We start from the raw sequence: 24,964 nt of genomic DNA, 5'->3' as shown, positions 1-24,964 counted from the left end.
GCCGTCGTGTGAGCATCTGCAAGCAGATGTTATGCGTTTGTCAGAAAGTGAAACGTTCCGTAACGGTGGTCGTAAAACACAAACTCCACTCGTAAAGTGCAGGTCAGTAGGGAAAGCCTGCTGGATTTTTATCTGGCAGCGAGCAGACCGGGCGAGGCACGCAGACCGCGCTCAGGAGCGCTGAAATGCGCAGAGCCTGACCGGTCGCCCGCGTCACAACAACCTTAGAGAGGATTAGCCATGACCCAGATTCGTACGCTTCTGATCGGTACCGCCTTCACGGCCCTTGCTTCCACAGCCGCGTTTGCACAGACCGCGCAACCGGCAGCGGGCGCGGAAGGCCAGCCGCAGGTTCAGATGCAAGTCAATGACGCCGCGCCCGCCGCGCAGGGCGTGCAGCCGGTGACGCCGGCGCCGACGCGTCTGACGGCGTCGGGCTCGACCGACCCGCTGGTGCAGAAGCGCGACGCCAACGCGAAGGCTAACGCCGAGTATAGCGCGTCGAAGAAGGCATCCAAGGCGGAGCTGAAGGATCAGCAGAAGGCCGCCAAGCTCCAGTACAAGGATCAGGTGCGCGACGCCAAGATCAATCAGAAGGCGGATAAACAGACCGCCAACAACGAAATGAAGATGAACATGCAAGGCCAGACGGGCGACCAGTCGGACGGCGCCGACGTCAAGCATTGAGGCTGAGTTTCAATCGGGCGGCGGGGCGGCGCGGTTTGCCGCCATGGCCGCTGCGTTACCGGACTGCTGAGTCCGGGCATCTCGTTTCAACGGAGGTATCGCATGAGCATCGCAAATTCCACGAAGACCACGCTTGTCGCCGCGTTGATCGCGGGCTGCCTGTCGTCCGCTGCATTCGCGCAGGCTAGCGATCCGGCCGCGGCGCCGGTCACCCACGCCGACAAGAAGGCGGCCAAGGAACAGTCGAAGGCGGACAAGAAAGCGTCCGTCGCGCAGGCCAAGGCCGATAAGAAGAAGACCGATGCGCAGGCCGACGCCGATAAGGCCGCCGCCGACGCAAACGTCAAGGACGCGAAGAAGCAATAGCAGACTTCGCACCTCCGGCCGACGCGGGGCGCGCGGACGTCTCGATGTCGTGCCTGCGAAAAATGGCCCGTGTGCACTCGTGCGACGGGCCATTTTTTTGTGCTCGTGTTCGCCCGCGCGGCCCACATGAAATGCAGACCTCGCATCCGGCTAAAAAAGGGTCGCTTGTCGGCGTGGGTTGTATGGATATACAGTATGCGTCGCCGCTCTGAATCCATCCAACGCCTAAAACAATCGTGCTCCCAGTCGCCGAACCCGCGCCTTCCTCGCCGTCCCCGACGTCCCCGACGTCCGACACCGCCGCCTGGCTGGCGAAGCTCAACGACGCGCAGCGCGAAGCCGTCGACTACGGCGCCGACACGCCCGTCGCACCGCCCGGCGCGCTGCTGGTGATTGCCGGCGCCGGCTCTGGCAAGACCAATACGCTTGCGCACCGGGTCGCCAATCTGGTGGTAAAGGGCGCCGATCCGCGCCGCATCCTGCTGCTGACCTTTTCGCGCCGGGCGGCGCTCGAAATGACCCGGCGCGTCACGCGCATCGCCGGCGCCGCGCTCGGTGCACGAGCCGCGCTCGCGCAAGGGCTGACGTGGTCGGGTACCTTCCATAGCGTCGGCGCGCGGTTGTTGCGCGAATACGCGGATCTGATCGGTCTTGCGCCGGCCTTCACGATCAACGACCGCGAGGATTCCGCCGATCTCATGAACCTGGTGCGCCACGAACTCGGCCTGTCGGCGAAAGAGCGGCGTTTCCCCGCCAAGGGCACGTGCTTTGCCATTTACTCGCGCGTCGTGAACACCGGCGCGTCGCTCGGCCAGGTGCTGGACAAGGCATTCCCATGGTGCCGCGAATGGGAAGCCGATCTACGCATGCTGTTCGCGTCTTACGTCGAAGCGAAGCAGAAGCAGAGCGTGCTCGACTACGACGATTTGCTGCTTTACTGGTCGCACATGGCCGCCGAGCCGGCCATCGCCGCCGATCTGTCGGGACGCTTCGATCACGTGCTGGTCGACGAATACCAGGACACCAATCGACTGCAGGCGTCGATCCTGCTCGCGTTGAAACCGGACGGCCGCGGCCTGACCGTGGTCGGCGACGACGCCCAGTCGATCTATTCGTTTCGCGGCGCGACGGTGCGCAACATTCTCGATTTTCCCGCGCATTTCGATCCGCCCGCCAAACAGGTCACGCTGGAGCGCAATTACCGCTCGAGCGCGCCGATCCTGGCGGCGTCGAACGCGGTGATCGAATTGGCTAGCGAGCGCTACACGAAGAATCTGTGGACCGACAAGGCCTCCGCGCAGCGCCCGCGTCTCGTGACCGTCGCCGATGAGGCGGATCAGGCGCGCTACATCGTCGAGCAGGTGCTGGAAGCGCGCGAGCAGGGCATGAAGCTCAAGTCGCAAGCGGTGCTGTTCCGCGCCGCGCACCACAGCGCCGCGCTGGAGATCGAACTGACCCGGCGCAACATTCCGTTCGTGAAGTTCGGCGGGCTGAAGTTTCTCGATTCGGTGCACGTGAAAGACGTGCTTGCCGTGCTGCGTTGGGCGGAAAATCCGCGTGATCGCGTGGCCGGGTTTCGTGTCGTGCAGTTACTGCCGGGCGTGGGACCGGCTACCGCGGCAAAAGTGCTCGACGAGGTCGTCGCGCGCGCGGGCAGCGGCAACCCCGCCGACACCGCCGGCGGCGCGCTGGCCGCCTTCGCCGCGCCGGCTCGGGCGCAGGAAGACTGGAATTCGTTCGTCAAGCTGATGTCGAGCGTGTACGGGCGCCAGACACCGTGGCCCGCCGAGTTCGAAATGGTGCGCCGCTGGTATGAGCCGCATCTCGAGCGCAATCACGAGGACGCGGCGATCCGTCACGCGGACGTGTTGCAGATGGAGAGCATCGCGGGCACTTATCCGTCGCGTGAACGGTTTCTGACCGAGTTGACGCTTGACCCGCCCGACGCCACCAGCGACGAATCCGGCGTGCCGCTGATCGACGAGGATTATCTGATCCTATCCACGATCCATTCGGCGAAAGGGCAAGAGTGGCGCAACGTGTTCGTGCTGAACGGCGTGGACGGCTGCATTCCGTCCGATCTCGGCACCGGCAGCGAGGAGGAAATCGACGAGGAGCGCCGTCTGCTGTATGTGGCGATGACGCGCGCGAAAGAGGACTTGCATATCGTCGTGCCGCAGCGCTTTTACGTGCACAACCAGACGCACATGGGCGACCGTCACGTGTGGGCTTCGCGCACGCGCTTCATTCCCGCGCATCTGATGCCATTGTTCGATGCCTACGCATGGCCGCGCGTCCCGGTTCCGAGCGCGCCCACGGCGGCCGGGCTGGCCGCGGCGGCGCAGGCGAAGATCGAGATCGGCGCGAAACTCAGGAAGATGTGGGATTGAGAGCGCGACGACGCGCTCTTTAATGCCGCGCGTCTGACGCCGCCGTCGGCTACCGGCGACTCACCGGTAGCTTCCTGGGCTCTTTAGCCTCAGCGCGGCTGCGACTGCCGCTGCCGCTGCTGTTGCTGCGGCGCCGGACGCGGCGGCACGAAGAAATTACGCAGCCAGGCTGCCATTCGCGAAAACACGTCGTATGGCTCCTCCACGAAGATTTCCGGCTTGAGCAGGCGCAGGAACTCCATGATCTGCTGCGCTTCCTGCTTCTGGAACGAGCCGTGCGAAATACCCAACCGCAGCAGCCCGCGCAGTTCGCCGAGCTTTTCGCGCGCGGTGCTGCCCACGCTCGTTTCGCACGCCACCTTGGCCTCGTAGACGCGCTGGCGCAGCGATTCCACCAGCCGCCACGCCGGCGTCTGCATGACTTCCTCGAGCGCCTGAATGTCCTGCGCCGCGCTCTTGATCTGCGCCGCGAGCGGGTCGATCAGCACGGCGTCGCCTTCCGCTTCCTTGACGATGGCCGCCGCCCAGTCGCGGCACTGCTTGGCGAGTTCCTCCGGCGTCCATTCCGAGCGGGCCGCGAAGCCGAAGCCGAACTCGCCCGCCTGCCGCATCAGAATCGCGACGACATCCGGAAACTCCTTGTCCAGTGTGCGTTTCGCCCAGGCGTACTGGCCGCCCTGCAACATCCGCTGAACCGCGTGTTCGGTCAGCGGCACCATGTTGTCGAGCAGCTTGGCGCGCAAAAAATCCTCAAACGACGGCGTCGCGAACTGCGGATCGAGCTTCAGCGATACCCGCAGGAAAGCGTCGAAATCCTTGCGCAGCGTCGCGATGGTCTCGTCTTTGAGCGTGAGGGTGATTTGACCCATGTGTTATCCCGTTTGGTCCTGCCGCGCGGCCTCGCCACGCCGCCTGGCCGCGCGGGCCTTGGGAGACGCGGCGTTCGATGCCGGCGCGCTTGATTCCTGCCTGATGCCGCACAACCAGCGGGACGTATCCCGACGAGCGGACCTCGACTGCATAACGGCGGATCGGCGGGAAACTTAAGGGAGCGCGGGGCGGGAGCGCCCGCTTTAGAGGGAAGCGTCGCCTGGCTTGCGCGGGCATGGCGTGCGCCGGCCGACGCTGTCGCTGCCTTGGAAGCGGCGTGCGTCTATTTCAGCACGACGCATTGCCAGACAAAAAAGACCGTCAGCCCGACGGCGATGGTCAGCAGCGGCCGCCGCGTCAACGCGCTGACGAGCACCGCGGCCAACGCGCCGACCAGTTGCGGATTACGCCAGGTCAGCTCGGCGTCGCCGCCGTGCGGCGCAACCGCCATCGGCACGATGATCGCGGTCAGCACGGTGACCGGCACGAAGCCGAGCGCCGTGCGCACCAGCGGCGGAAATACCAGCCGGTCGCCGAGCACGAAGACGGCGGCGCGGATCACCCACGTGATCGCCGCCATGCCGAGAATCAGGACGACGTAGTTCATCGCGAGGCCTCCGCGGTTTTGCCGTTGCCGCGCAGGTTGGGCCGCGACGTCGACAGCAGGACGCCGATCGCCACGCCCGCGAACACCGCGCCAAGCAAACCGAGCTTGTACGGCCACGCCTGCCAGAAGAAGGCCAGCATGCCCGAGGTGACGGCCGCCGCGATATAGCGCAGCGCGACGAGTTGCGGCACGACGATCGCGATGAACGTGGCGACCATGGCGAAATCGAGTCCGAGCGATTGCAGGCCCGGGAAAGCCGCGCCGAACAGCAGGCCGCCGACGGTCCAGAGCTGCCAGTTCAGATACATGGCCAAGCCGGCGCCGAAGAAGTAGTGCGGGCCGACCGTGCCGGGCTCCCGATGCCGGTAGTGTTCCCACGCGACGGCGAAGACTTCGTCCGTGAGCAGCGCGCCGAGCGCCCAGCGCCAGCGTGCCGGCAGATGCGCGACGTGCGGCGCGAGCGTGGCGCTGTACAGCACATGGCGCAGATTGACGACGAGCGTGGTCGCCCAGATGACGGCAAAACTCGCATGTCCGGCAATCAGGCCAAGCGCGATGAACTGCGCGGAGCCGGCGAACACGACGAGCGACATCAACTGGCCATGCCAAAGATGCAGCGGGCCGGATGCGACGAGCGTGCCGAAAATGACGCCGAAAGGCGCCGCGCCGACCATCATCGGGATGATGTCGCGCGCGCTGGCGGTGAACTCTTTGAAGTGGCCTGGCTTTGTGGGCCGGCCTGCGGTGGGATGGGTCAATCTGGCCTCCTTGATTCGGGAAGCATAGCGGCGGTGGCTGGACGGGGCTTGTACGTTCTTGCGGATGGGCAAGGGTTCGATGCGGCGGCGCGCGCGCCAGGCCATGTCATGCCGCCGGAATGAGCAAATAAGATGGCACGCCGGTCGCCAGTAATTTAGGCGCTGGCATCGTGTCTGGCGGTTGGATTGGTCAGGCCGCAGTGCGTAGGCGGCAACCGTTCGCGTACTGGCGAGCACATGGGGTGGTCGAGGCAGCCGGGCAGGCAGGCCGTGGGCAAGAGTACGTACTTGTGTCTTGCGTCTTGCGGTGCGGCTGGACTGCTTGAGGCAGCAGGACACGCAGCTCGCCGGCAACCCACGCACCCGCGCCGCGTCAGACGCCCTGCCAGCGCCCGGGCGGCACGCCGAACATGCGCCGGAAGTGCCGCGTGAAGTGGCTCTGGTCCGTGAAACCACTGGCGGCGGCGACCTCCGTGACAGAAACTCCCGCGCGCAGTGGCGCGAGCGCGCGCTGCAAGCGCACCTGATTGCGCCACGCGTGGGGCGGCAGGCCGGTCGTCTGGGCGAAAAGACGCGCCGCGTGAAATGGCGAGAGTCCTGCTACCTGCGCGATTTCAGCGAGCGTGACGGGCTCGACGAGGTCGCCTGTCAGGCGCTCCTGCATGAGTGTCACGCGAGCGTCGTCGGCGGGGAGGCGCGAACGCGCCGGTTGGGTTTGCGCGTAACGCACCAGCAGCGTGGACAAGGCGTCGAGCATGGCGGCTTCGGCGGCGAGCGCGTCGTCGCCCGCCTCCAGCAGACGATGCGCATGCGCCAGCCGCGCGGCCAGATCCGGATCGCGGATCACGCCCGGCGCAAACCACGGCAACGCCTGAGGCTTGCCGCTGACCTCATTGGCAAGAGCGTGGATGAAATCCACCGGCGCATACATCACGCGATACCGCCAACCCGCCTCGACCGCCTTCGAGCCGGTGTGCAACTCGCCGGGGTTGATGATCGGTACGCTGCCGGCTTCGGCGACATAGTCGGAGCCGAGATACCGATACCCCTCGGCGCCCGCCACGATCACCGGAATGGTGTACGCATCGTGCCAATGCGGCGTGAACTCGTGATCGTGATATTCGGCCGTGAGCAGGTCCGCGCCGGGTAGAAGCGGCGTGCGCCAGTAGCGGGCGGAATCCTGGAAACGATGGGCGGATGTCACGATGAAATTCCAGCTGGGCCGGTCAGTGTAGCGCGTCGCGACCCTGCCGCGTCACGCGCCGACGTGTCGGCCGACTGCGTTTTGCCGTAGGGCGGCGTTCACTTGACCGGGATCGTTGTTCCGGCCGGCATCGGCACGGCGCTCACGCTGTTCTTCGCGCTGCCGCTGACCACCCGGTCGCTGTAGGTGAGATACACCAGCGAGTTGCGCTTTGCGTCGACCACCCGTACCACATGCAGCGACTTGAAGATGAACGACATGCTCACAGAGAACACGTCGGCCTGTTTCTTCACCGGGCCCGTGAAGTGAATCTCGCCGACCTGGCGACAGGCGATCGACGCCTCGGTGGGATCTTCGGCGATGCCGAGCGTACCCTTGACGCCGCCGGTACGCGCCCGCGACACGTAGCAGGTCACACCCTGAACCGCTGGATCGTCATAGGCCTCGACAACCACGCGGTCGGAGCCCGTGACGCGGAAATTGGTATTGACGCTGCCGACTTCTTCGCCGTGCGCCGAAGGCAGCAGGAGGGCGGCGGCCGCCACGAACGAGATGCGCAACAAAGTGATTTTCATGGGATGTGCTTGCCGGAAATTGAGCGCCTGGGTTGGGCGCGGGGCGTGCGCCGGGATTGCCATCGTATAACGGCCGGCGGTCACGGGCGACGCGGGCATGGCATCGACCAGGGCAGGTGATGCGGTTCGGCGGCGTGCGGCGCGCAAAAAGAAAAAGGCCCGCACGAATGCGGGCCTTCCAAATTTTTTGGCTCCTCGACCTGGGCTCGAACCAGGGACCTACGGATTAACAGTCCGGCGCTCTACCGACTGAGCTATCGAGGAACAGCAGTACGACTTGACCTACATAAAAAAGCCCGTCTTGGTTAACGGGCTTTTGCAATTCTTGGCTCCTCGACCTGGGCTCGAACCAGGGACCTACGGATTAACAGTCCGGCGCTCTACCGACTGAGCTATCGAGGAACAGAACAACAAACAGCAGAGAAACGAAATTGTAGGAGCAGCTTAAGCGCCTGTCAATACCTTGTGTTCATCTCGATTTCATTCGAATCCGGCGATGCACGCCACAGGCAGCAAGGCTCAGCGTACGAGCAGCTCGAGCTTTTCCTTCACGTCCTTGAACTCGTCCGCTTCCGGCAGCGGTGCCTTGGTCTTGGTGATGCTCGGCCAGTTCTTCGCGAGATCGGCATTCAGTTCGATGAAGTTCTGCTGGTCGCCCGGCACGTCTTCTTCGGCATAAATGGCGTTCACCGGGCACTCGGCCACGCACACGGCGCAGTCGATGCATTCATCGGGGTCGATCGCGAGGAAGTTGGGACCTTCGCGAAAGCAGTCCACCGGGCACACATCGACACAGTCGGTATAGCGGCACTTGATGCAGCTTTCGGTCACAACGTGAGTCATTCAGGCAGCTCCTGCATGCGGTATCTGGGGAGGCGGAAACGCCAAAAGCGCTATTGTATCGTAACGTCAAGAGGCGCATGCGGCATCGCGCGACACCGTTTATACGTTTTCGTGATTAGTTTATGGCGTGCGCCGCATGGCTCCCTTGAGCGCCCGGCGCGAGCGTCTGGCGGCGCGCTGAATGCCGACGCATTCGGGTAACATGCGTCAGGTCGGTACGCACGGGGCGTGCCGTCGCGCATGGGTGAGTCGGCTTTCGTGGCAGGCCTTCCGTTTTCCGCAGTCCAGTTCGCACCATCATGATTATTACTTCGCTGCTCGACACCGATCTGTACAAGTTCACGATGATGCAAGTGGTGTTGCATCACTTTCCCGCGGCGAATGTGGAGTATCGCTTCCGCTGCCGTACGCCGAATGTCGATCTCGTGCCGTACATCGGCGAAATTCGCGACGAAGTGCGCAAGCTCTGCCAGCTGCGCTTCACTGACGACGAGCTCGACTACCTGCGGCGCATGCGCTTCATCAAGGGCGACTTCATCGAGTTTCTCGCGCTGTTCCATCTGAACGAAAAATACATTTCGATCGAAGCGTCGCCGAAAGGCAATGGCGAAATCGATATCGAGATCAAGGGGCCGTGGCTGCACACGATCCTGTTCGAGATTCCGATGCTCGCGATCGTCAACGAAGTCTACTTCCGCAACACCCAGCAAATGCCGGACTACAGCGAAGGGCGCGGGCGCCTCGTCGACAAGATTCAACTGCTCGGCGCGCGTCCGGAATTCGCCGACTGCAAGATCGCCGACTACGGCACACGGCGCCGCTTCTCGAAGCAATGGCACGAGGAAGTGATCCTCAAGCTCAAGGAAGGCCTCGGCGAGCAGTTCGCCGGCACCAGCAACGTGTTCTACGCAATGAAGCACAGCCTCACGCCGCTCGGCACGATGGCGCACGAATACCTGCAGGCGTGCCAGGCGCTCGGCCCGCGGCTGCGCGACTCGCAGATCTTCGGCTTCGAAATGTGGGCCAAGGAATACCGCGGCGACCTGGGCATCGCGCTCTCCGACGTGTACGGCATGGAGGCGTTCCTGCGCGACTTCGACATGTACTTCTGCAAGCTGTTCGACGGCGCGCGCCACGATTCCGGCGATCCGTTCGATTGGGGCGAACGCCTGCTCAAGCACTACGAAGCGAACCGCTGCGACCCGCGCACCAAGATCCTCGTGTTCTCCGACGCGCTCGACATTCCCAAAGTCCTGCAACTCTACGAGCGCTTCCGCGGTCGCTGCAAGCTGGCCTTCGGCGTGGGCACGAATCTGACCAACGACCTCGGCTACAACCCGCTGCAGATCGTCATCAAGATGGTTCGCTGCAACGGTCAGCCGGTGGCGAAGCTGTCGGACTCGCCGGGCAAGAACATGTGCGACGACAAGGCTTACCTCGCTTACCTGCGCCAGGTGTTCGGCATTGCGCAGCCCGAGGAAGAAGCGGCGAAGTGACGCGGTTCATCGCTAGCTGCCGGTAGCTTATGCCGCGCGTGCGATGCGTGGCAATAGACCGTTCGGCCAGGGTGTTCGCGCGCAGGGCGGCCGGTATAATTCTCGCCATATCGCACGGCTGTCGACACGAGGATTTCGCACATGGACACATCGATTGCACGCCGCAACATCCTGGCGCGCATCCGCGCGGCGCAAGGGCGTGAGCCCGAGCCGTCCGCTTCCGAGCGCGAGGCTGCGGCGGACTATCTCGCGCGTCATCCTGCCGGCCCGCGCCCGGACATGCCTGCCGACCTCGTTGCACGCTTCGTCGAAGAAGCGCAAAAAATGGCGACCACGGTGGACTCGGTTGAAGCACTGAGCGACGTGCCGGCCGCGGCGCACCGCTATCTCGCGCAGCATGCGTTGCCGCTGCAGGCCATCGCCTGGCAAACGCTGCGAGATCTGCATTGGGCCGAAGCCGGCCTCACCGTCGAGTTTCGCAAGCCGCAAGACGGCGACGTGGTCGGTCTCACCGGCTGCTTCTGTGCGACCGCCGAGACCGGCACGCTGGTGCTGCTGTCGGGGCCGGAAACTTATGCCTCGGCCGGTCTGCTGCCAGAAACGCACATTGCGATCGTGCCGGCTTCGCGCATCGTCTCAGGTCACGAAGAGGCGTTTGCACTGATCCGCAAGGAACGTGGCGAACTGCCGCGTGCGGTCAACTTCGTCTCCGGGCCTTCGCGTACCGGCGATATCGAACAGACCATCGTGCTCGGCGCGCATGGGCCGTACCGGGTGCACGTGATCGTAGTGCAGGGCGCCTGAGCAGCAAACGCGCCCGTGCATCAGGACGCATGCTCCGCTGTGCGGCCTTAAGCAATAACAAGGACTTCAAATCTATGAAACAACGTGCCGCCTGGACGGGCATGGGGTTCGCGGCTGCATTGACGCTGGCTGGGTGGCCGCAGTTGGCATCTGCCGCAACGCTCGACGGCGCGACTTTGTCGGCGCTGTGGGGGCTGCCGTTCGCGGGCGTGCTGCTGTCGATCACGGTCTTTCCCTTGATCGCGCCGGCGTTCTGGCATCACCATTTCGGCAAGATTGCGGCGGCGTGGGCGCTTGTGTTTCTCGTGCCGTTCGCTGTCAACTACGGTAGCAGCGTCGCATTCGGCACGCTCGTGCATGCGCTGCTCGAAGAATACATACCGTTCATCGTGTTGCTGACGGCGCTCTATACCGTGGCGGGCGGCGTCTGCGTACGCGGCAATCTGCATGGCACGCCGCGCCTGAACGCGGCGATCCTCGCGCTCGGCACCTTGCTCGCCAGCATCATGGGCACGACGGGCGCGGCGATGCTGCTGATTCGCCCGCTGCTGCGCGCCAACGACAATCGCAAGCACGTCGTTCACGTGGTCGTGTTTTTTATCTTCCTCGTGGCCAACGCGGGAGGGTCGCTTTCGCCGCTGGGTGACCCGCCGCTCTTTCTCGGCTTTCTGCAGGGCGTGAGTTTCTTCTGGACCACCATGCATCTCGCGCTGCCGATGCTGTTCGTCTGCGGTGTGCTGCTGATCGCGTTCTATGCGCTGGACTCGTATTACTTTCATCGGCGCGAGGAAGAGCGTTCCCTCTTTCTCGATCCGACACCCGACACGCCGCCACTCGGCATCGACGGCAAAATCAATTTCGTGTTGCTGGCCGTGGTGATCGCGCTCGTGCTGATGAGCGGGCTGTGGAAACCGGACGTGGAGTTCGACGTGTTCGGCACGCAGGTGGCTTTGCAGAGTGCCGTGCGCGATGCCGCACTGATCGTCGTCACTCTGCTCTCGCTGGCGCTCACGCCGCGCGCGGCTCGCGCGGGCAACGACTTCAACTGGGCGCCGATCGAAGAAGTGGCCAAACTGTTCGCCGGCATCTTCGTGACGATCGCGCCGGTCATCACGATTCTGCGCGCCGGCGAGGCGGGCGCGTTCGCCGGCATCGTTCATCTGGTCAAAGACGCCTCGGGCCAGCCGCACGATCTGATGTACTTCTGGGCGACCGGCCTGCTATCTTCGTTTCTCGACAACGCGCCGACTTACCTCGTGTTCTTCAACCTGGCCGGCGGCGACGCGCAGACGCTCATGACCACCGGCGCCACCACGCTCGCGGCGATCTCGGCGGGCGCGGTGTTCATGGGCGCGAACACGTATATCGGCAATGCGCCGAACTTCATGGTGAAGGCCATCGCGGAATCGCGCGGCGTTCGCATGCCGGGTTTTTTCGCGTATATGGGCTGGTCAGCCGCCGTGTTGCTGCCGCTTTTCCTCGTCACCGGCTGGCTCTTTTTTTGACGCCGAGGCAATCGAACTCGACGCGTTTTACGGAGAATTGCAATGCAGAAGATCCTCGTCGCCCGCCCGATTTTTCCCGATGTGATCGAACGGCTCAAACAGTATTTCGACGTCGACTGGAATCAGGGCGACGTGTTGCCCGCCGACGAACTGAAACGTCGTCTCGCGGATAAAGACGGCGCGCTGACCGCGGGCGACCCGGTCGGCGCCGCCGAACTCGCCGCGGCGCCGCGTCTGCGCGTGGTGTCGAATATGGCGGTGGGCTACAACAACTTCGACATGGCAGCCTTCAACGCGGCCAACGTGCTCGGCACCAATACGCCGGACGTGCTCAACGAATCGACCGCGGACTTCGGCTGGGCGCTGATGATGGCGGCGGCTCGCCGCATCACCGAATCGGAGCACTGGCTGCGCGCGGGCCAGTGGCAGAAATGGGCGTACGACGCGTTCCTCGGCAGCGATCTGCACGGCTCGACGCTCGGCGTGATCGGCATGGGCCGTATCGGCCAGGCGCTTGCGCGTCGTGCCAAGGGTTTCAACATGCAGGTGATTTATCACAACCGTTCGCGCGTGGCGCCGGAGATCGAGGCCGAGCTGAACGCGGAGTACGCATCGAAGCAGGATCTGTTGCGGCGTGCCGATCACGTCGTGCTCGTGCTGCCGTACATGAAGGAGAACCATCACACGATCGGCGCGGCAGAACTCGCGCTGATGAAGCCGAGCGCGACGCTCACCAATATCGCGCGCGGCGGTATCGTCGACGACGCGGCGCTCGTCGAAGCGTTGCGCTCGAAGCAGATTGCCGCCGCCGGTCTCGATGTGTTCGAAGGTGAGCCGAATCTGAATCAGGATCTGCTCAGCGTGCCGAATGTCGTGCTCACGCCGCACATTGCCAGCGCCACTGAAGCCACGCGCCGCGCCATGGCGAATCTCGCCGCTGACAACCTGATCGCAGGCCTGGGCGAAGGTCCGCGCGCGGGGCGGCCGCCGAATCCGGTCAACCCCGAGGTCATCGGCAAGGCGCGTTCATGACAATGTATCTGGTGGCGGCCGTTGCCGTGCTGGCGGTCGCGTTGGTTATCGCTCTGGTTTTGCTGATGCGTGCTCATGGCCGGGCGGAGGACAACGAGCAGTTCGAGTTGCTCAACGAACGCATGGACGCCACGGCCGACGCGCAAGCGCACGCCTACGAGCGGCTTGAGCGGCAACTGCGCAACGACATCACCGAGACGGCGCGCGTGTCGCGTACCGAACAGAGCAGCGGCTTCGCGCATTTTCAGCAGACGCTGGCCGCGCAGTTCAGCAGCATGACGACGGTGCAGGGCGGCAAGATCGACGGTTTCGCCCAGCAGCTCGACGCCGTGCGCCACAGTCTGCAGGCGCAGGCCCAGCAGGCGCGCGACGAACAGGGCCGCTCGCTCAAGCAGTTCGGCGATACGCTGAGCCTGCAGTTGGGGCAACTCACCGAGGCGAACGACCGCCGCTTCGCCGAGGTGCGCGCGACCATCGAGCAGCGGTTGAAGGATATCGAGGCGAACAACTCGCTCAAGCTCGACGAAATGCGCCGCACCGTCGACGAAAAATTGCACGCTACGCTTGAACAGCGTTTGGGCGAGTCGTTCAAGCTGGTGTCGGACCGGCTCGAACAGGTGCACCGCGGACTGGGCGAGATGCAGACGCTGGCCGCCGGCGTCGGCGATCTGAAAAAGGTTCTCACGAATGTGAAGACGCGCGGCACGTGGGGTGAAGTGCAGCTCGAAGCGCTGCTCGAGCAACTGCTCACCGCCGACCAGTACGCGAAGAACATTGCGACGGTGCCGAGAAGCGCGGAGCGCGTCGAGTTCGCGATCAAGCTGCCGGGACGCGCGGAGCAGGGCGCTGCGGCGACACCTGTGTGGCTGCCCATCGATGCCAAATTTCCGCGTGAAGACTACGAGCGTCTGATCGAAGCGCAGGAGCGCGCCGATCCGGTCGCGGTGGAGGACGCGTCGCGTGCGCTCGAAGCGCGGATTCGTGCCGAGGCGCGCATGATCGCGGAGAAGTACGTGTCGCCGCCGCACACCACCGACTTCGCGCTGCTGTTTCTGCCGACCGAAGGGTTATATGCGGAAGTGTTGCGCCGGCCAGGCTTGACGGACCTGTTGCAACGCGACTATCGCGTGACGATTGCGGGGCCGACTACGCTGACCGCCTTGCTCAATAGTTTGCAGATGGGTTTCCGCACGCTCGCGATCGAAAAGCGATCGAGCGAGGTATGGCAGGTGCTCGGCGCGGTGAAAACGGAGTTCGGCAAATTCGGCGACGTGCTGGCCAAAACGAAGGCGCAACTGGAGACGGTGACGCGCTCCATTGAAGCGGCGGAAACACGCACGCGCGTCATGAGCCGCCGATTGCGCGACGTCGAGGCGTTGCCGGGTGAAGAGGCGAGTGGGTTGCTCGGCGATGCGCTGTCGGGCGTGGATCCCGACGAGCAGTGACGGAATGCTGCTAGCGGTGGGCTAGTCGCGGCGGCGCGGCAAACTGGCTCGGCGAAAAGCAACGCAAGAACACGTCCGGCACTCGCTCAGGCGCTTGCGCCCGCCGCCAGCTGTTCCAGCGCCTCACCTGTCAGACGCACCACACGCCAATCCGGCATGACAGTCGCGCCCATCTTTTCATAGAAGCTGATGGCCTGCTGGTTCCAGTCCAGCACGGTCCATTCGAACCGCCCGCATTGTCGTTCCACCGCCAATGCGGCAAGACGCTGCAACAACGCGGTGCCAAGACCGCTACCGCGTTGCGAGGGTTGCACGTAGACGTCTTCCAGATACAGTCCGCGCTTGCCGACGAAGCTCGAGTAATTGTGGAAGAACAGCGCATAGCCGACGATGCGGCCTTCGTTTTCCGCCACCAGCGCCTCGATTGAAGGCCGCGCCCCGAATAGCGCGTCGCGCAAGCCGTCTTCGGTCGCGACGAACACGTGCGTGAGACTTTCGAACTGCGCGAGTTCGTACGTCAGCGCGAAAATGGCACCGGTGTCCGCGGGCGTAGCGGCGCGGATCGTCGCGGGCATTACGCCTCTTCCGGTGCGTCGGTTAGATGGATTTCAATGCCGCCGAAGCGGGACGCCACCCAGTTATACGCATGGCATGCGATCCACAGCAGGATGAAACCGAGAATCGCATTCAGCAGCAGCGCGCTGAACACCGTGCTCAGTTCCACCGAGCCATAGCGCACGAACGCGACCAGCACGCCCAGCAGCACGATCGGCACCGAAAACGTCAGGTACACGAGGATGAGTGCTTTGGCCGTCTGTCCCGGTGCAATGAACGAGATCTGTTTTTTCATGTAAGTCAAACCCGTGTGTCGTAGTAGTAGTGGGTAAAGCAGCAAATGAGCGCTGGCGGGTGCGTTGCCTCAGCCCCGCGTCAGCCGTCAGATGAGTCCGTCGAACAGCATGATGGCGACGCGTTCACCTTCGGCGATCTCGCCTTCATCGTGCCCGAGCACGATGAAGCAATTAGCTTCGCTCATCGAACTCAGCACGCCGGAGCTCTGCGAACCGGTCGGCGTGACGTGCCATTGTCCATGCACGTCCTGCTCGGCCAGACCGCGCTGGAACTCGGTGCGCCCGGCGCGTTTGCGGATGGCCCGCCGGCTCATGGCGTGAATGACCGGCAGCGGTTGCGGCGTGGCGCCCGACATCAGCAACAGCACCTCGCGCACGATCTGATAGAACGCCACCATCACGGCGACCGGATTGCCCGGCAAACCGAAGAATAACGCGGGACGCCCGACACCCGGACGCTCACCGGACCAGACGCGGCCGAAGGCGAGTGGTCGGCCTGGGCGCATGGCGAGATTCCAGAACGCGACGTCGCCAAAAGTTTGCAGCAGTTGCCTCGTGAAATCCGCCTCGCCGACCGAGACGCCGCCCGAGGTCAGCACCACGTCGGCATTCGCCGCGGCGCTGCGCAAGGCGCCTTCCATTGCGGCGGGTTCGTCGCGCACTACGCCGAGATCGAGTGCGTCGATGTTCAGGCGCCGCAGCATGGCGAACAGCGTGTAGCGGTTGCTGTCGTACACGCAGCCTGGATCGAGCGGCTCGCCGAGCGAGCGCAATTCGTCGCCGGTCGAGAAGAAAGCGACGCGCAAACGCCGCCTGACATTGACTTCGCCGATACCGAGCGAGGCCAGCAAGCCGAGGTCCGACGCACGCATGATGCGGCCCGATCGCAGCGCGGCATGGCCGCGCGCGAGGTCTTCGCCGGCGAGGCGTCGATTTGCGCCGGCCGTTACTGCATTGGCCGCAAAGCGAATTGAAACGGAATCGGTGCCGCGCTCGACGAGCTCTTGCGGGACGACCGTGTCGCAGTCGGCCGGCATGCAGGCGCCGGTCATCACGCGCACGCATTGCGAGGCCTCGACGCGGCCCGCGAACGGATGCCCGGCCAGCGCCTTGCCGACGATCGCCAATTCGACCGTGGCCGCGCCCGTGGCGAGTGCCGCGCGGTTGAACGCGTAGCCGTCCATGGCGGAATTGTCGTGCGAGGGGACGTCGATTGGCGACACGATATCGGCCGCGAGCACGCGGTCGAGCGCGTCGCGCAAGGCCAAGCGTTCAATGGCCGTGACTGGCGCGGCCCACTGGCGAACAATTGCCTGTGCGGCCGGGACAGGCAGCGCGTGAGGATCGTACTGCGCGACGCAGCGGGAAAATTCGTTAGGCGTGGTCATGAAGAGCTGAGCGTCGCGACCGGCGGCGGAAGCGGCGGTTGCCGTGCGGCCGGAGCGGGATTTCAACCGTGGCCTCAATCACGCTGGAGGTCGGCGAGTTCCTGTAGCGAATTGATATTGTAAAACGCGCGCTCGTCGGTAAAGACGACTTCCACCGTCTTGTGGCGCGCGTACCACGCGCGCACTTTACGCTCGCCGGCTTCGAGGAAGGCCGAGAGATCGTCGGCGAGACTCGTGCGCAGAAACGCGAAGACCGGATGCAAGGACGTTTGGCCGTGCGCGTCGATGGTGGTGACCGTGGCGATGTCGGCCTCGTTCGAGGCCAGCGCGTGCGCGAGGCGTTCGGCCAGGTCGGCGGGCAGCCACGGTGAGTCGCAGGGAGCGCTGAGTAGATAATTGCCACCGGCTGCACGTAGCCCCGCGAGCAAGCCTGCCAGCGGGCCCGGAAAGTCGGCCAGAGTGTCCGCCACTACCTTGGCGTCGAACGGCGCACCGAGCGCGCTGTAGGCCTCAGGGTGACGATTGGCGCTGATCAGCAGGGCGCCGGTTTGCGGCGCGAGGCGCTTGAGCACATGGACGGCGAGCGGCTCGCCATGCAGCATTTGCAGACCCTTATCGGCGCCGCCCATGCGCATGCCGCGGCCGCCCGCAAGCAACAGTCCGGTGATGTGGTCGCGCGTCGGCTTCACGTGCCGCCGCTCAGCCGCCGATGTACGACATCTCGACGCGGCGGCCATCGCGCACGAGCGACTCGGCGGCGTTGCTGCCGCGCAGTTGCGAATAGCGGTCGCCGCGCTCCTGCCAGATTTCGGCGATGGCGGTGGCGATGTCGGCGTCGCTCGCGCCGTTGCGCACCAGCGCGCGCAGGTCGTGCCCCGACGAGGCGAACAGGCACAGGTAGAGCTTGCCTTCGGTCGACAGACGCGCTCGCGTGCAGCTGCCGCAAAACGCGCGCGTCACACTCGAAATCACACCGATCTCGCCGCCGCCGTCGACGTAGCCCCAGCGCTGCGCAGTCTCGGCGGCGCTGTGCGCTTCGAGCGGCGCAAGCGGGAAGTGCTCGGCAATGCGCGTGACGACGTCGGCGGACGGCAGCACTTCCGTCATGTTCCAGCCGTTCGACGTGCCTACGTCCATGTATTCGATGAAGCGCAGCACCGCGCCCGAGCCTTTGAAGTGACGCGCCATCGGCACGATTTCGCTGTCGTTGGTGCCGCGCTTGACGACCATGTTGACCTTGACCGGCGCGAGGCCTACCGCGTGCGCCGCGGCAATGCCGTCCAGCACGTCGCCGACGGCGAAGTCCGCATCGTTCATGCGGCGGAACAGCGTGTCGTCGAGCGCGTCGAGGCTCACCGTGACTCGGGTCAAACCGGCGTCTTTCAGGCTGCGTGCCTTGCGTTCCAGCAGCGAACCGTTGGTGGTCAGCGTCAGATCGAGCGGACGGCCCGCCGGCGTGGTCAGTTGCGCGAGGCGTTCGATCAGGAATTCCAGATTCTTACGCAATAGCGGTTCGCCGCCCGTCAGACGGATTTTCTCGACGCCGTGTGCGACGAACAGTCGCGCCAGCCGTTCAATTTCCTCGAAGCTCAGCAAGGCGCTGTGCGGCAAAAACGTGTAGTCCTTGTCGAACACCGCGCGAGGCATGCAATAGACGCACCGGAAATTGCAGCGATCCGTGACCGAAATGCGCAGGTCGCGCAACGGCCGCGCAAGCGTGTCGTGCAGCGCGCCGCTGGGCGTCTGCACGGGGCCGGCAATGACCGGCACGGCGCTGAGATCGGCAACAGGGATGATGCGTCGGGACATGACTTGCTTCAATGAATGCGTCGGTTAGTGCTTGAAATTAGAGCTAGATATTCATTCTATCGGAAATGCTTCAGGCGGCAGGGGTACCCCAGGCCGTGTCGGGGTATACGGGGAGTGGCTTATCGCGGCGCGTTCGAGCTGCGGCGCGCGCCCATAAAAAAAGCCCGCCGGTGAGGGCGGGCTTTTTGAGTGCGGCGGGGCGGCTTACTGCGGGTGGCCGCCTGTTTCCACCTGTTGCATCGGCGCGCTGTCGAGCGGCGGCAGCGGTTTGCGTTCGCGCACCACACGAGCCGGCTTGGTGGTCTGCGCAGCGGCTTCCTGAGCCGCGCGCAGCTTGTCGGCGTCGGTGTTCACCCAGACGAGGCCGGCTTGTTCCAGCACCGGCTGCAGGGCTTCCGCCGACACGGCGGCCTGACGCGGCGCTTGCTGCGCAGCTTGCGGCGCGACGGCGACAGGCGCCGGTTCGATCGCTGCCGATTCGGCTGCCGGTGCTACCGCTGCCACGACCGGCTGCGGTTCGACGATCTCAGCCTGCAGTGCAGGTTGAACAGCAGGCGCTTGGACCACCACAGCGGGAGCCGCGGTTTCGACCGGAGCCGGAGCAGCGGCTTGCGCTTCGACAACCGGCGCAACTGCCGGCGCTTCGACCGGCGCTTGAGCCGGGGCTTGGGCACGTGCGACCGGTTCGACCAGCGAAACCGTTTCGCTAGCGGCCGGCCCAGCTTGCGCTGCTTCGACCGGCTCCGCAGCGGCTTGCGCCACCGGCGTTTCGGCGACCGGCTCGACGGCGGCCGGCGCAACCGGCGCTTGCGCGACCGGTACCACCGCTTCCGTCTTCGCAGCCTTTTCGACGGCCAGAGCCGGCGTTTCGCTTGCGGCGTGCAGCTCGCTTACCACGACGGTTTCCGTTGCGACAGCAGCGACCACCACTTCCACCGGCGTCACGTCCTTCGCCTCGACAACTTCCGGCTTGTGTTCGACCGGCTGATGCGCCGTGCGCACCGGTGCTTCGTCGGTTGCGCTCGCGTTGTCGCCTTCAGCTTCCGCGACGTCCGCCGCCGGATTGCCGTTCACGTCCTCTTCACGCTCACGACGGCCACCGCGACGGCCGCGACGGCGACGACGGCGCTCTTCGCCTTCACGCGCCACTGCTTCCTGATCGATCGGCGCGCCGTTTTCGCCCAAGGCGGTCTGGTTTTGCACCAGTTCTTCCGCCGTTTGCGCTTCGCTTTGCGTCAACGCGTCCGCGGTTTCTCCTTGCGGCTTGCGGCGTTCGCCACGTTCAGCACGTTCGCCACGCTCACGGCGCTCGCCGCGTTCCGGACGTTCGCCACGCGGTGCGGCTTCCGCCGTTTCCGCGCGCTCGGTGCCGCGATTGTCGCGGTCACGGTTTTCACGACCCTCGCGCGGCTCACGAGCCTCGCGTGCCTCGCGCGGTGCACGGCCTTCGCGGGCTTCGCGCGGCTCACGATTGCCACGCGGTTCGCGTGCTTCACGTGCTTCGCGCGGCTCGCGGCCTTCGCGTGCCTGCACCTCACGGCCTTCACGCGGCTCGCGCTCTTCACGGCGTTGCGACGGCTGCTGACCTTGGCCCTGACGGCCACCAGTCGTGCCTTCGCCACGGCCCGCTGCGTCGCGAGTGCCTGTGCCGGTACGGCGATTACGGTTGCGATCGCCGCCGCGTTCGCCGGTGCGCTCACCGCGCTCCGTGCGTTCGCCGCGTTGCGGACGTGCCTGCTTGTCAGCCGGCGCCGGTGCGACAGGCGCCGGAGCGGCGGGCTGCACGCCGAACAGATTCTTCAACCAGCCGATGAAGCCGCCGCTTGCCGGCGTGACCGCGACCGGAGCTGGGGCGGCGACCGGGCGAACCGGCGCGCTCGGCGCCGGCTTTTCAGGCGTGATGCCCTTGACCGCCGCTTCCTGCTTCGGCTTCACTTCTTCGGTGCGCTTGCTGTAACCGGTTTCCGATTCCAGTTCGCGAGCCGCTTCTTCGGCCATCTTCCACGAAGCGCGCGGATCGTCGAGGCGCGCGTCGTCGTGACGCAGACGCTCGAGTTTGTAATGCGGCGTATCGAGGTGCTTGTTGGGAATCAGCACGACGTTGACCTTGAAACGCGATTCGATCTTGTTGATCTCGGCGCGCTTTTCGTTCAACAGGAAGGCGGTCACTTCGACCGGCACCTGGCAATGAATTGCCGCGGTGTTTTCCTTCATCGCTTCTTCCTGAATGATCCGCAGCACTTGCAGCGCGGACGATTCGGTATCGCGGATATGACCCGTGCCGTTACAGCGCGGGCAGGTCACGTGGCTGCCTTCCGAGAGGGCCGGACGCAGACGCTGACGCGACAGTTCCATCAGGCCGAAACGCGAAATCTTGCCCATCTGGACGCGCGCCCGGTCGTGCTTGAGCGCGTCTTTCAGGCGCTGTTCGACTTCGCGCTGGCTCTTGGCCGATTCCATGTCGATGAAGTCGATCACGATCAGACCGCCCAGGTCGCGCAGGCGCAACTGGCGGGCGACTTCGTCCGCGGCTTCCAGGTTGGTGCGTGCGGCCGTTTCCTCGATGTCGGCGCCCTTGGTGGCGCGTGCCGAGTTCACGTCGATCGCGACCAGCGCTTCGGTGTGGTCGATCACGATCGCGCCGCCCGAAGGCAACGGCACGGTGCGTGAATACGCTGTTTCGATCTGGTGCTCGATCTGGAAGCGCGAGAAGAGCGGCACGTCGTCGTGATACCGCTTCACCTTGCTGACATTATCCGGCATCACGATGTCCATGAAGGCGCGGGCCTGGTCATGGATTTCGGTGGTGTCGATCAGAATTTCGCCGATGTCCGGCTGGAAGTAATCGCGGATCGCGCGGATCACGAGGCTCGACTCGAGATAGATCAGCATCGGCTGACCGCTCGAACCGCTTTGCGACGCGGCTTCGATCGCGCGCCACAGTTGCATCAGGTAGTTCAGGTCCCACTGCAGTTCTTCGGCGCTGCGGCCAATGCCGGCCGTGCGCGCGATGATGCTCATGCCTTCCGGCAATTGCAGCTGCGCCATGGTTTCGCGCAGTTCCTGCCGGTCGTCGCCTTCGATCCGGCGCGACACGCCGCCGCCGCGCGGATTGTTCGGCATCAGGACCAGATAGCGGCCGGCGAGCGAGATGAACGTGGTCAGGGCCGCGCCCTTGTTGCCGCGCTCTTCTTTTTCGACCTGAACGATCAGTTCCTGGCCTTCACGCAGCGCGTCCTGGATGCGCGCGGAGCGCATGTCCACGCCGTCGCGGAAATACTGGCGGGCGACTTCCTTGAACGGCAGGAAGCCGTGGCGGTCTTCGCCGTAGTTGACGAAACAGGCTTCGAGCGACGGCTCGATGCGGGTAATGATGCCCTTGTAAATGTTGCCTTTGCGCTGTTCGCGCCCGGCGGTTTCGATGTCGATATCGATGAGTTTTTGCCCATCGACGATGGCGACGCGCAGTTCTTCCTGCTGCGTCGCGTTGAACAACATTCGTTTCATTGAACGGCTCCAGAGCGGCTTAGCCTGCCCCTCCGCCGCGCGGTTGTCAGTCGCGAGGGCGAAGCGGGCAGCGGCATGCCGCGCCTTATTGTGTTTTCACAAGCACGCTGGAGCGGGAAAGCTGGTGGGAGAATTGCCTGAGAGGGCCCGGCCCATAAAAATGGGCACGGTGCCGCAGGGCACATGCGAACACGGCTTCAAATAACGACCCGACACGCCGCGGGTTCTGCCGGCCGACCTTCATAAGCCTTCGTCCACTCGCGCCGGTGCGCCAACTGGGCGCGTGACCGGAGGGTCGAAGGCTGCGGTCGTGCCGCAGCGGGAAGTTCGCGCAGTCGGCGCGTCTTTTCCTGCTGGGGGTGTCTCGCCTCATTTTGACGTCGCCATGTCTTGTATTTTCTACAAGACGCCTTGGGCGCACGCCGTATTTTCGCAACCTGCAGCTTCGTACAGCAGGGCGTCAGACCGCCCGATACCGAAGCTGAAAGTTAAATTCTTTTTTACCAAAATTCCGTTACCGTCGAAGCCGACCTTGACCGAACGCGCCTGTGGGCGCCGTCCCTGCCGGGTGCTGACTTCGTGCGTGCAACTTGTTGCATCTCATTTTCAGGGTGAGCAACCAGACCCCGGCGCAAGTAAAATAACGGTTTATCGCTTGCACCTGCGCAATCCGCCCGAATTCCGGACACTGCGCCGGCCGCCGCAGACTGCTGGGCAAATTATATTCAGAATGAAAGAGTTAGGCAAAATATCCCAGAAATCGGTCGCAAGCGACCAGGTCTCGATGATCGAAATCGATGACAGCGCGGCCGGACAGCGCATCGACAACTTTTTGTTGCGCGTCTGTAAAGGCGTGCCGAAAAGCCATATTTACCGCATCCTGCGCAGCGGGGAAGTGCGTGTGAATAAGGGCCGGATAGACGCGCAGTACCGTCTCGAACTGGGAGATCTGGTGCGCGTGCCGCCCATCCGCGTCGCTCAGCCGAGCGAAACGGCCTCCCAGGCGCCAGTCCCGGCCGCGCATTTCAAAATTATTTTTGAAGATGACCACATGCTGGTCATCGACAAACCGGCCGGCGCCGCGGTGCATGGCGGCAGCGGTGTCGCGTTCGGCGTGATCGAGCAGATGCGCGAGGCCCGTCCGCAGGCAAAATTTCTCGAACTGGTGCATCGGCTGGATCGTGAAACGTCCGGCATCCTGATGCTCGCCAAGAAGCGTTCGGCACTCGTCAATCTGCACGAGCAGATTCGCGAGAACAAGATGGACAAGCGCTACTATGCTTGCGTTCACGGCGACTGGGCGAGCGACTGGGGCCGCCGCCGCGCGGTCAAGGAGCCGCTGCACAAGTACTTGACGGCGGACGGCGAGCGCCGCGTGCGCGTGCAGCCGGACGGCCTTGCGTCGCATACGGTGTTCAATCTGATCGACCGCTGGCCGGAATACGCGTTGCTCGAGGCGGAACTGAAGACCGGCCGCACGCATCAGATCCGGGTCCACTTGCAGCATCTGGAGCTGCCGATTGTCGGCGACGCCAAGTACGGCGACTTTGCGCTCAACAAGGCTCTGGCGCGTGCCAACGCCAAGCCGGGCCTGAAGCGCATGTTCCTGCACGCTTACCGGCTGAAGCTCGCGCATCCGGCAACCGGCGCGCCGCTGCAGTTCGAGGCGCCGCTGCCGGCCGAATGCCGCAGCTTTATCGCGCAACTCAACGAACTAAGAAATGGGTCACACCCGGAGACGACACCGCATGGCTAGAGAGCAATTTGATCTGATCGTCTTCGACTGGGACGGGACGCTGATGGATTCGACCGCGCACATCACGCGCAGCATCCAGTCGGCGTGCCGCGACCTCGGTCTTCCGGTTCCCGCCGACGAGGCGGCCAGCTATGTGATCGGCCTCGGTCTGCGCGACGCGCTGCAGATTGCCGCGCCCACGCTCGATCCGTCGGACTATCCGCGGCTGGCCGAGCGTTACCGCTTCCATTATCTGGTGAAGGACCAGACCACCGAACTGTTCACCGGCGTGCGCGAGATGTTGCAGGAACTGCGCGATCAGGGCTATTTGCTGGCCGTGGCGACGGGCAAGAGCCGCGTCGGGCTAAACCGCGCGCTGGATCAGTCCCGCCTGACGAGCCTGTTCGACGGCACGCGCTGCGCCGACGAAACGTTCTCGAAGCCGCACCCGGCGATGCTGCACGAATTGACGCGCGAATTGGGCCAGGACAATGCGCGCACGGTGATGGTCGGGGATACGACGCACGATCTGCAAATGGCGATCAACGCGGGCGTCGCGGGTATCGGCGTCACGTATGGTGCGCATCCTGCGGATTCGTTGAGCGCGTTGTCGCCGAAGTTCGTTGCGTCGAGCGTCAGTGTGCTGTCCGGCTGGCTGCGAGAAAACGCATGAGCACCGCTGCCACGCAAGCGCCGGTGGAGGCGGTTCGCGTCTGCGCATCGGACGAACTGCTCGACGGCGGCGCGGGCGTGCGTTGTGCGGCGAAGCTCGGTGGCGGCGACGTCGTCGTGTTTTTCGTCCGTTACGATGGCCGCGCTTACGGCTACCTGAACCGCTGCGCCCACGTTCCGATGGAGCTGGACTGGGCCGAAGGGCAGTTCTTCGAATCGTCCGGTTTATACTTGATGTGCGCTACACATGGCGCGATTTACGCGCCTGATACGGGCAAATGCGTCGGCGGTCCGTGCCGCGGCGGCAGATTGCGGCCGGTTCAGGTGGACGAACGCGACACGCCGGACGGCCGAGCCGTTTTCTGGCTGCCGGACGGCGAACTGCGCCCGGCCACACCCTGATTTTTTCTCTTCTTCGAT

Annotated in this window: 23 protein-coding genes and 2 tRNA genes; 11 read left to right on the top strand and 14 right to left on the bottom strand. The window is 64.4% G+C overall.

Annotation, left to right across the window (positions count from 1 at the left end; all coding sequences use genetic code 11):
* Positions 1 to 240: 240 nt before the first annotated feature.
* From B0G73_RS24350 to B0G73_RS24340, 3 genes are all read left to right on the top strand, one after another.
* Positions 241 to 687, top strand: a complete 447-nt coding sequence (locus tag B0G73_RS24350) for a hypothetical protein (protein WP_106283787.1) — start codon at positions 241 to 243, stop codon at positions 685 to 687.
* 102 nt (positions 688 to 789) lie between these two features.
* Positions 790 to 1,053: a hypothetical protein gene (locus tag B0G73_RS24345; protein ID WP_106283786.1), complete on the top strand. Its 264-nt coding sequence runs from the start codon at positions 790 to 792 to the stop codon at positions 1,051 to 1,053.
* Between the two features lie 236 nt (positions 1,054 to 1,289).
* Positions 1,290 to 3,443 carry an ATP-dependent helicase gene (locus B0G73_RS24340; protein ID WP_106283785.1) on the top strand — a complete coding sequence of 718 codons (2,154 nt, stop codon included), beginning with the start codon at positions 1,290 to 1,292 and terminating at the stop codon, positions 3,441 to 3,443.
* 89 nt (positions 3,444 to 3,532) lie between these two features.
* On the opposite strand, the gene B0G73_RS24335 is transcribed toward B0G73_RS24340, so the two are convergent.
* The 8 genes from B0G73_RS24335 to fdxA all read right to left on the bottom strand — a co-directional run bounded on the left by B0G73_RS24335 (position 3,533) and on the right by fdxA (position 8,300).
* Positions 3,533 to 4,312, bottom strand: coding sequence for a DUF4088 family protein (locus tag B0G73_RS24335; protein ID WP_106283784.1), 780 nt, complete (start codon positions 4,310 to 4,312; stop codon positions 3,533 to 3,535).
* 284 nt (positions 4,313 to 4,596) lie between these two features.
* Positions 4,597 to 4,920: an AzlD domain-containing protein gene (locus B0G73_RS24330; RefSeq protein ID WP_106283783.1), complete on the bottom strand. Its 324-nt coding sequence runs from the start codon at positions 4,918 to 4,920 to the stop codon at positions 4,597 to 4,599.
* Positions 4,917 to 5,678, bottom strand: a complete 762-nt coding sequence (locus B0G73_RS24325) for an AzlC family ABC transporter permease (RefSeq protein ID WP_106283839.1) — start codon at positions 5,676 to 5,678, stop codon at positions 4,917 to 4,919. The genes B0G73_RS24330 and B0G73_RS24325 overlap by 4 nt, the downstream gene beginning before the upstream one ends.
* A 373-nt stretch (positions 5,679 to 6,051) precedes the next feature.
* Positions 6,052 to 6,882 carry an AraC family transcriptional regulator gene (locus tag B0G73_RS24320; protein WP_106283782.1) on the bottom strand — a complete coding sequence of 277 codons (831 nt, stop codon included), beginning with the start codon at positions 6,880 to 6,882 and terminating at the stop codon, positions 6,052 to 6,054.
* 98 nt (positions 6,883 to 6,980) lie between these two features.
* Entirely contained in the window at positions 6,981 to 7,457 is a 477-nt protein-coding gene (locus tag B0G73_RS24315) for a CreA family protein (RefSeq protein ID WP_106283838.1), read from the bottom strand.
* Positions 7,458 to 7,645: 188 nt separating this feature from the next.
* Positions 7,646 to 7,721, bottom strand: a tRNA-Asn gene (locus tag B0G73_RS24310).
* Between the two features lie 62 nt (positions 7,722 to 7,783).
* Positions 7,784 to 7,859 (bottom strand) — tRNA-Asn (locus B0G73_RS24305).
* 117 nt (positions 7,860 to 7,976) lie between these two features.
* Positions 7,977 to 8,300, bottom strand: coding sequence for a ferredoxin FdxA (gene fdxA / locus B0G73_RS24300; RefSeq protein WP_064268471.1), 324 nt, complete (start codon positions 8,298 to 8,300; stop codon positions 7,977 to 7,979).
* 299 nt (positions 8,301 to 8,599) lie between these two features.
* On the opposite strand from fdxA, the gene pncB reads away from it, so the two are divergent.
* The 5 genes from pncB to B0G73_RS24275 all read left to right on the top strand — a co-directional run bounded on the left by pncB (position 8,600) and on the right by B0G73_RS24275 (position 14,582).
* A complete protein-coding gene (gene pncB / locus B0G73_RS24295; RefSeq protein ID WP_106283781.1) occupies positions 8,600 to 9,796 on the top strand; it encodes a nicotinate phosphoribosyltransferase in 1,197 nt (398 codons plus the stop codon).
* A 141-nt stretch (positions 9,797 to 9,937) separates the two neighbouring features.
* Positions 9,938 to 10,600 (top strand): lactate utilization protein C, encoded by a 663-nt coding sequence (locus B0G73_RS24290; protein WP_106283780.1) that lies wholly within the window; start codon positions 9,938 to 9,940, stop codon positions 10,598 to 10,600.
* Positions 10,601 to 10,674: 74 nt separating this feature from the next.
* Positions 10,675 to 12,105, top strand: coding sequence for a sodium:proton antiporter (locus tag B0G73_RS24285; protein WP_106283779.1), 1,431 nt, complete (start codon positions 10,675 to 10,677; stop codon positions 12,103 to 12,105).
* Between the two features lie 42 nt (positions 12,106 to 12,147).
* Positions 12,148 to 13,137, top strand: coding sequence for a D-glycerate dehydrogenase (locus B0G73_RS24280; RefSeq protein WP_106283778.1), 990 nt, complete (start codon positions 12,148 to 12,150; stop codon positions 13,135 to 13,137).
* Positions 13,134 to 14,582: a DNA recombination protein RmuC gene (locus tag B0G73_RS24275; RefSeq protein WP_106283777.1), complete on the top strand. Its 1,449-nt coding sequence runs from the start codon at positions 13,134 to 13,136 to the stop codon at positions 14,580 to 14,582. The genes B0G73_RS24280 and B0G73_RS24275 overlap by 4 nt, the downstream gene beginning before the upstream one ends.
* Positions 14,583 to 14,668: 86 nt before the next feature.
* Here the strand turns inward: B0G73_RS24275 and B0G73_RS24270 are convergent, their stop codons facing one another.
* From B0G73_RS24270 to B0G73_RS24245, 6 genes are all read right to left on the bottom strand, one after another.
* Positions 14,669 to 15,157, bottom strand: coding sequence for a GNAT family N-acetyltransferase (locus B0G73_RS24270; protein WP_106283776.1), 489 nt, complete (start codon positions 15,155 to 15,157; stop codon positions 14,669 to 14,671).
* Entirely contained in the window at positions 15,157 to 15,432 is a 276-nt protein-coding gene (locus tag B0G73_RS24265) for a hypothetical protein (protein ID WP_106283775.1), read from the bottom strand. The genes B0G73_RS24270 and B0G73_RS24265 overlap by 1 nt, the downstream gene beginning before the upstream one ends.
* An 87-nt stretch (positions 15,433 to 15,519) precedes the next feature.
* Complete coding sequence (glp, locus tag B0G73_RS24260) at positions 15,520 to 16,821, bottom strand: gephyrin-like molybdotransferase Glp (protein ID WP_106283837.1); 1,302 nt, start codon at positions 16,819 to 16,821, stop codon at positions 15,520 to 15,522.
* Between the two features lie 74 nt (positions 16,822 to 16,895).
* The gene (gene mobA, locus B0G73_RS24255; RefSeq protein ID WP_374957031.1) at positions 16,896 to 17,558 is read right to left on the bottom strand and encodes a molybdenum cofactor guanylyltransferase MobA; all 663 of its coding nucleotides are present in this window, start codon (positions 17,556 to 17,558) and stop codon (positions 16,896 to 16,898) included.
* The gene (moaA, locus tag B0G73_RS24250) at positions 17,521 to 18,630 is read right to left on the bottom strand and encodes a GTP 3',8-cyclase MoaA (protein ID WP_106283773.1); all 1,110 of its coding nucleotides are present in this window, start codon (positions 18,628 to 18,630) and stop codon (positions 17,521 to 17,523) included. Before moaA ends, mobA begins: the two co-directional genes overlap by 38 nt.
* 204 nt (positions 18,631 to 18,834) lie before the next feature.
* Positions 18,835 to 22,137 carry an Rne/Rng family ribonuclease gene (locus B0G73_RS24245; protein ID WP_106283772.1) on the bottom strand — a complete coding sequence of 1,101 codons (3,303 nt, stop codon included), beginning with the start codon at positions 22,135 to 22,137 and terminating at the stop codon, positions 18,835 to 18,837.
* 730 nt (positions 22,138 to 22,867) lie between these two features.
* On the opposite strand from B0G73_RS24245, the gene B0G73_RS24240 reads away from it, so the two are divergent.
* Genes B0G73_RS24240 through B0G73_RS24230 form a run of 3 tightly spaced genes read left to right on the top strand, consistent with a single transcriptional unit; the run spans position 22,868 to position 24,946 of the window.
* Entirely contained in the window at positions 22,868 to 23,893 is a 1,026-nt protein-coding gene (locus B0G73_RS24240; RefSeq protein WP_106283771.1) for an RluA family pseudouridine synthase, read from the top strand.
* Positions 23,886 to 24,545 carry an HAD-IIIA family hydrolase gene (locus B0G73_RS24235; RefSeq protein ID WP_106283770.1) on the top strand — a complete coding sequence of 220 codons (660 nt, stop codon included), beginning with the start codon at positions 23,886 to 23,888 and terminating at the stop codon, positions 24,543 to 24,545. The genes B0G73_RS24240 and B0G73_RS24235 overlap by 8 nt, the downstream gene beginning before the upstream one ends.
* A complete protein-coding gene (locus tag B0G73_RS24230) occupies positions 24,542 to 24,946 on the top strand; it encodes a Rieske 2Fe-2S domain-containing protein (protein WP_106283769.1) in 405 nt (134 codons plus the stop codon). The genes B0G73_RS24235 and B0G73_RS24230 overlap by 4 nt, the downstream gene beginning before the upstream one ends.
* Positions 24,947 to 24,964 lie beyond the last annotated feature (18 nt).

Source organism: Paraburkholderia sp. BL25I1N1 (assembly GCF_003002025.1).
In the GTDB taxonomy this organism is placed as follows: domain Bacteria; phylum Pseudomonadota; class Gammaproteobacteria; order Burkholderiales; family Burkholderiaceae; genus Paraburkholderia.
The sequence above is the reverse complement of the archived record's forward strand: the minus strand, read 5'-3'. Positions and strand labels throughout refer to the sequence as shown.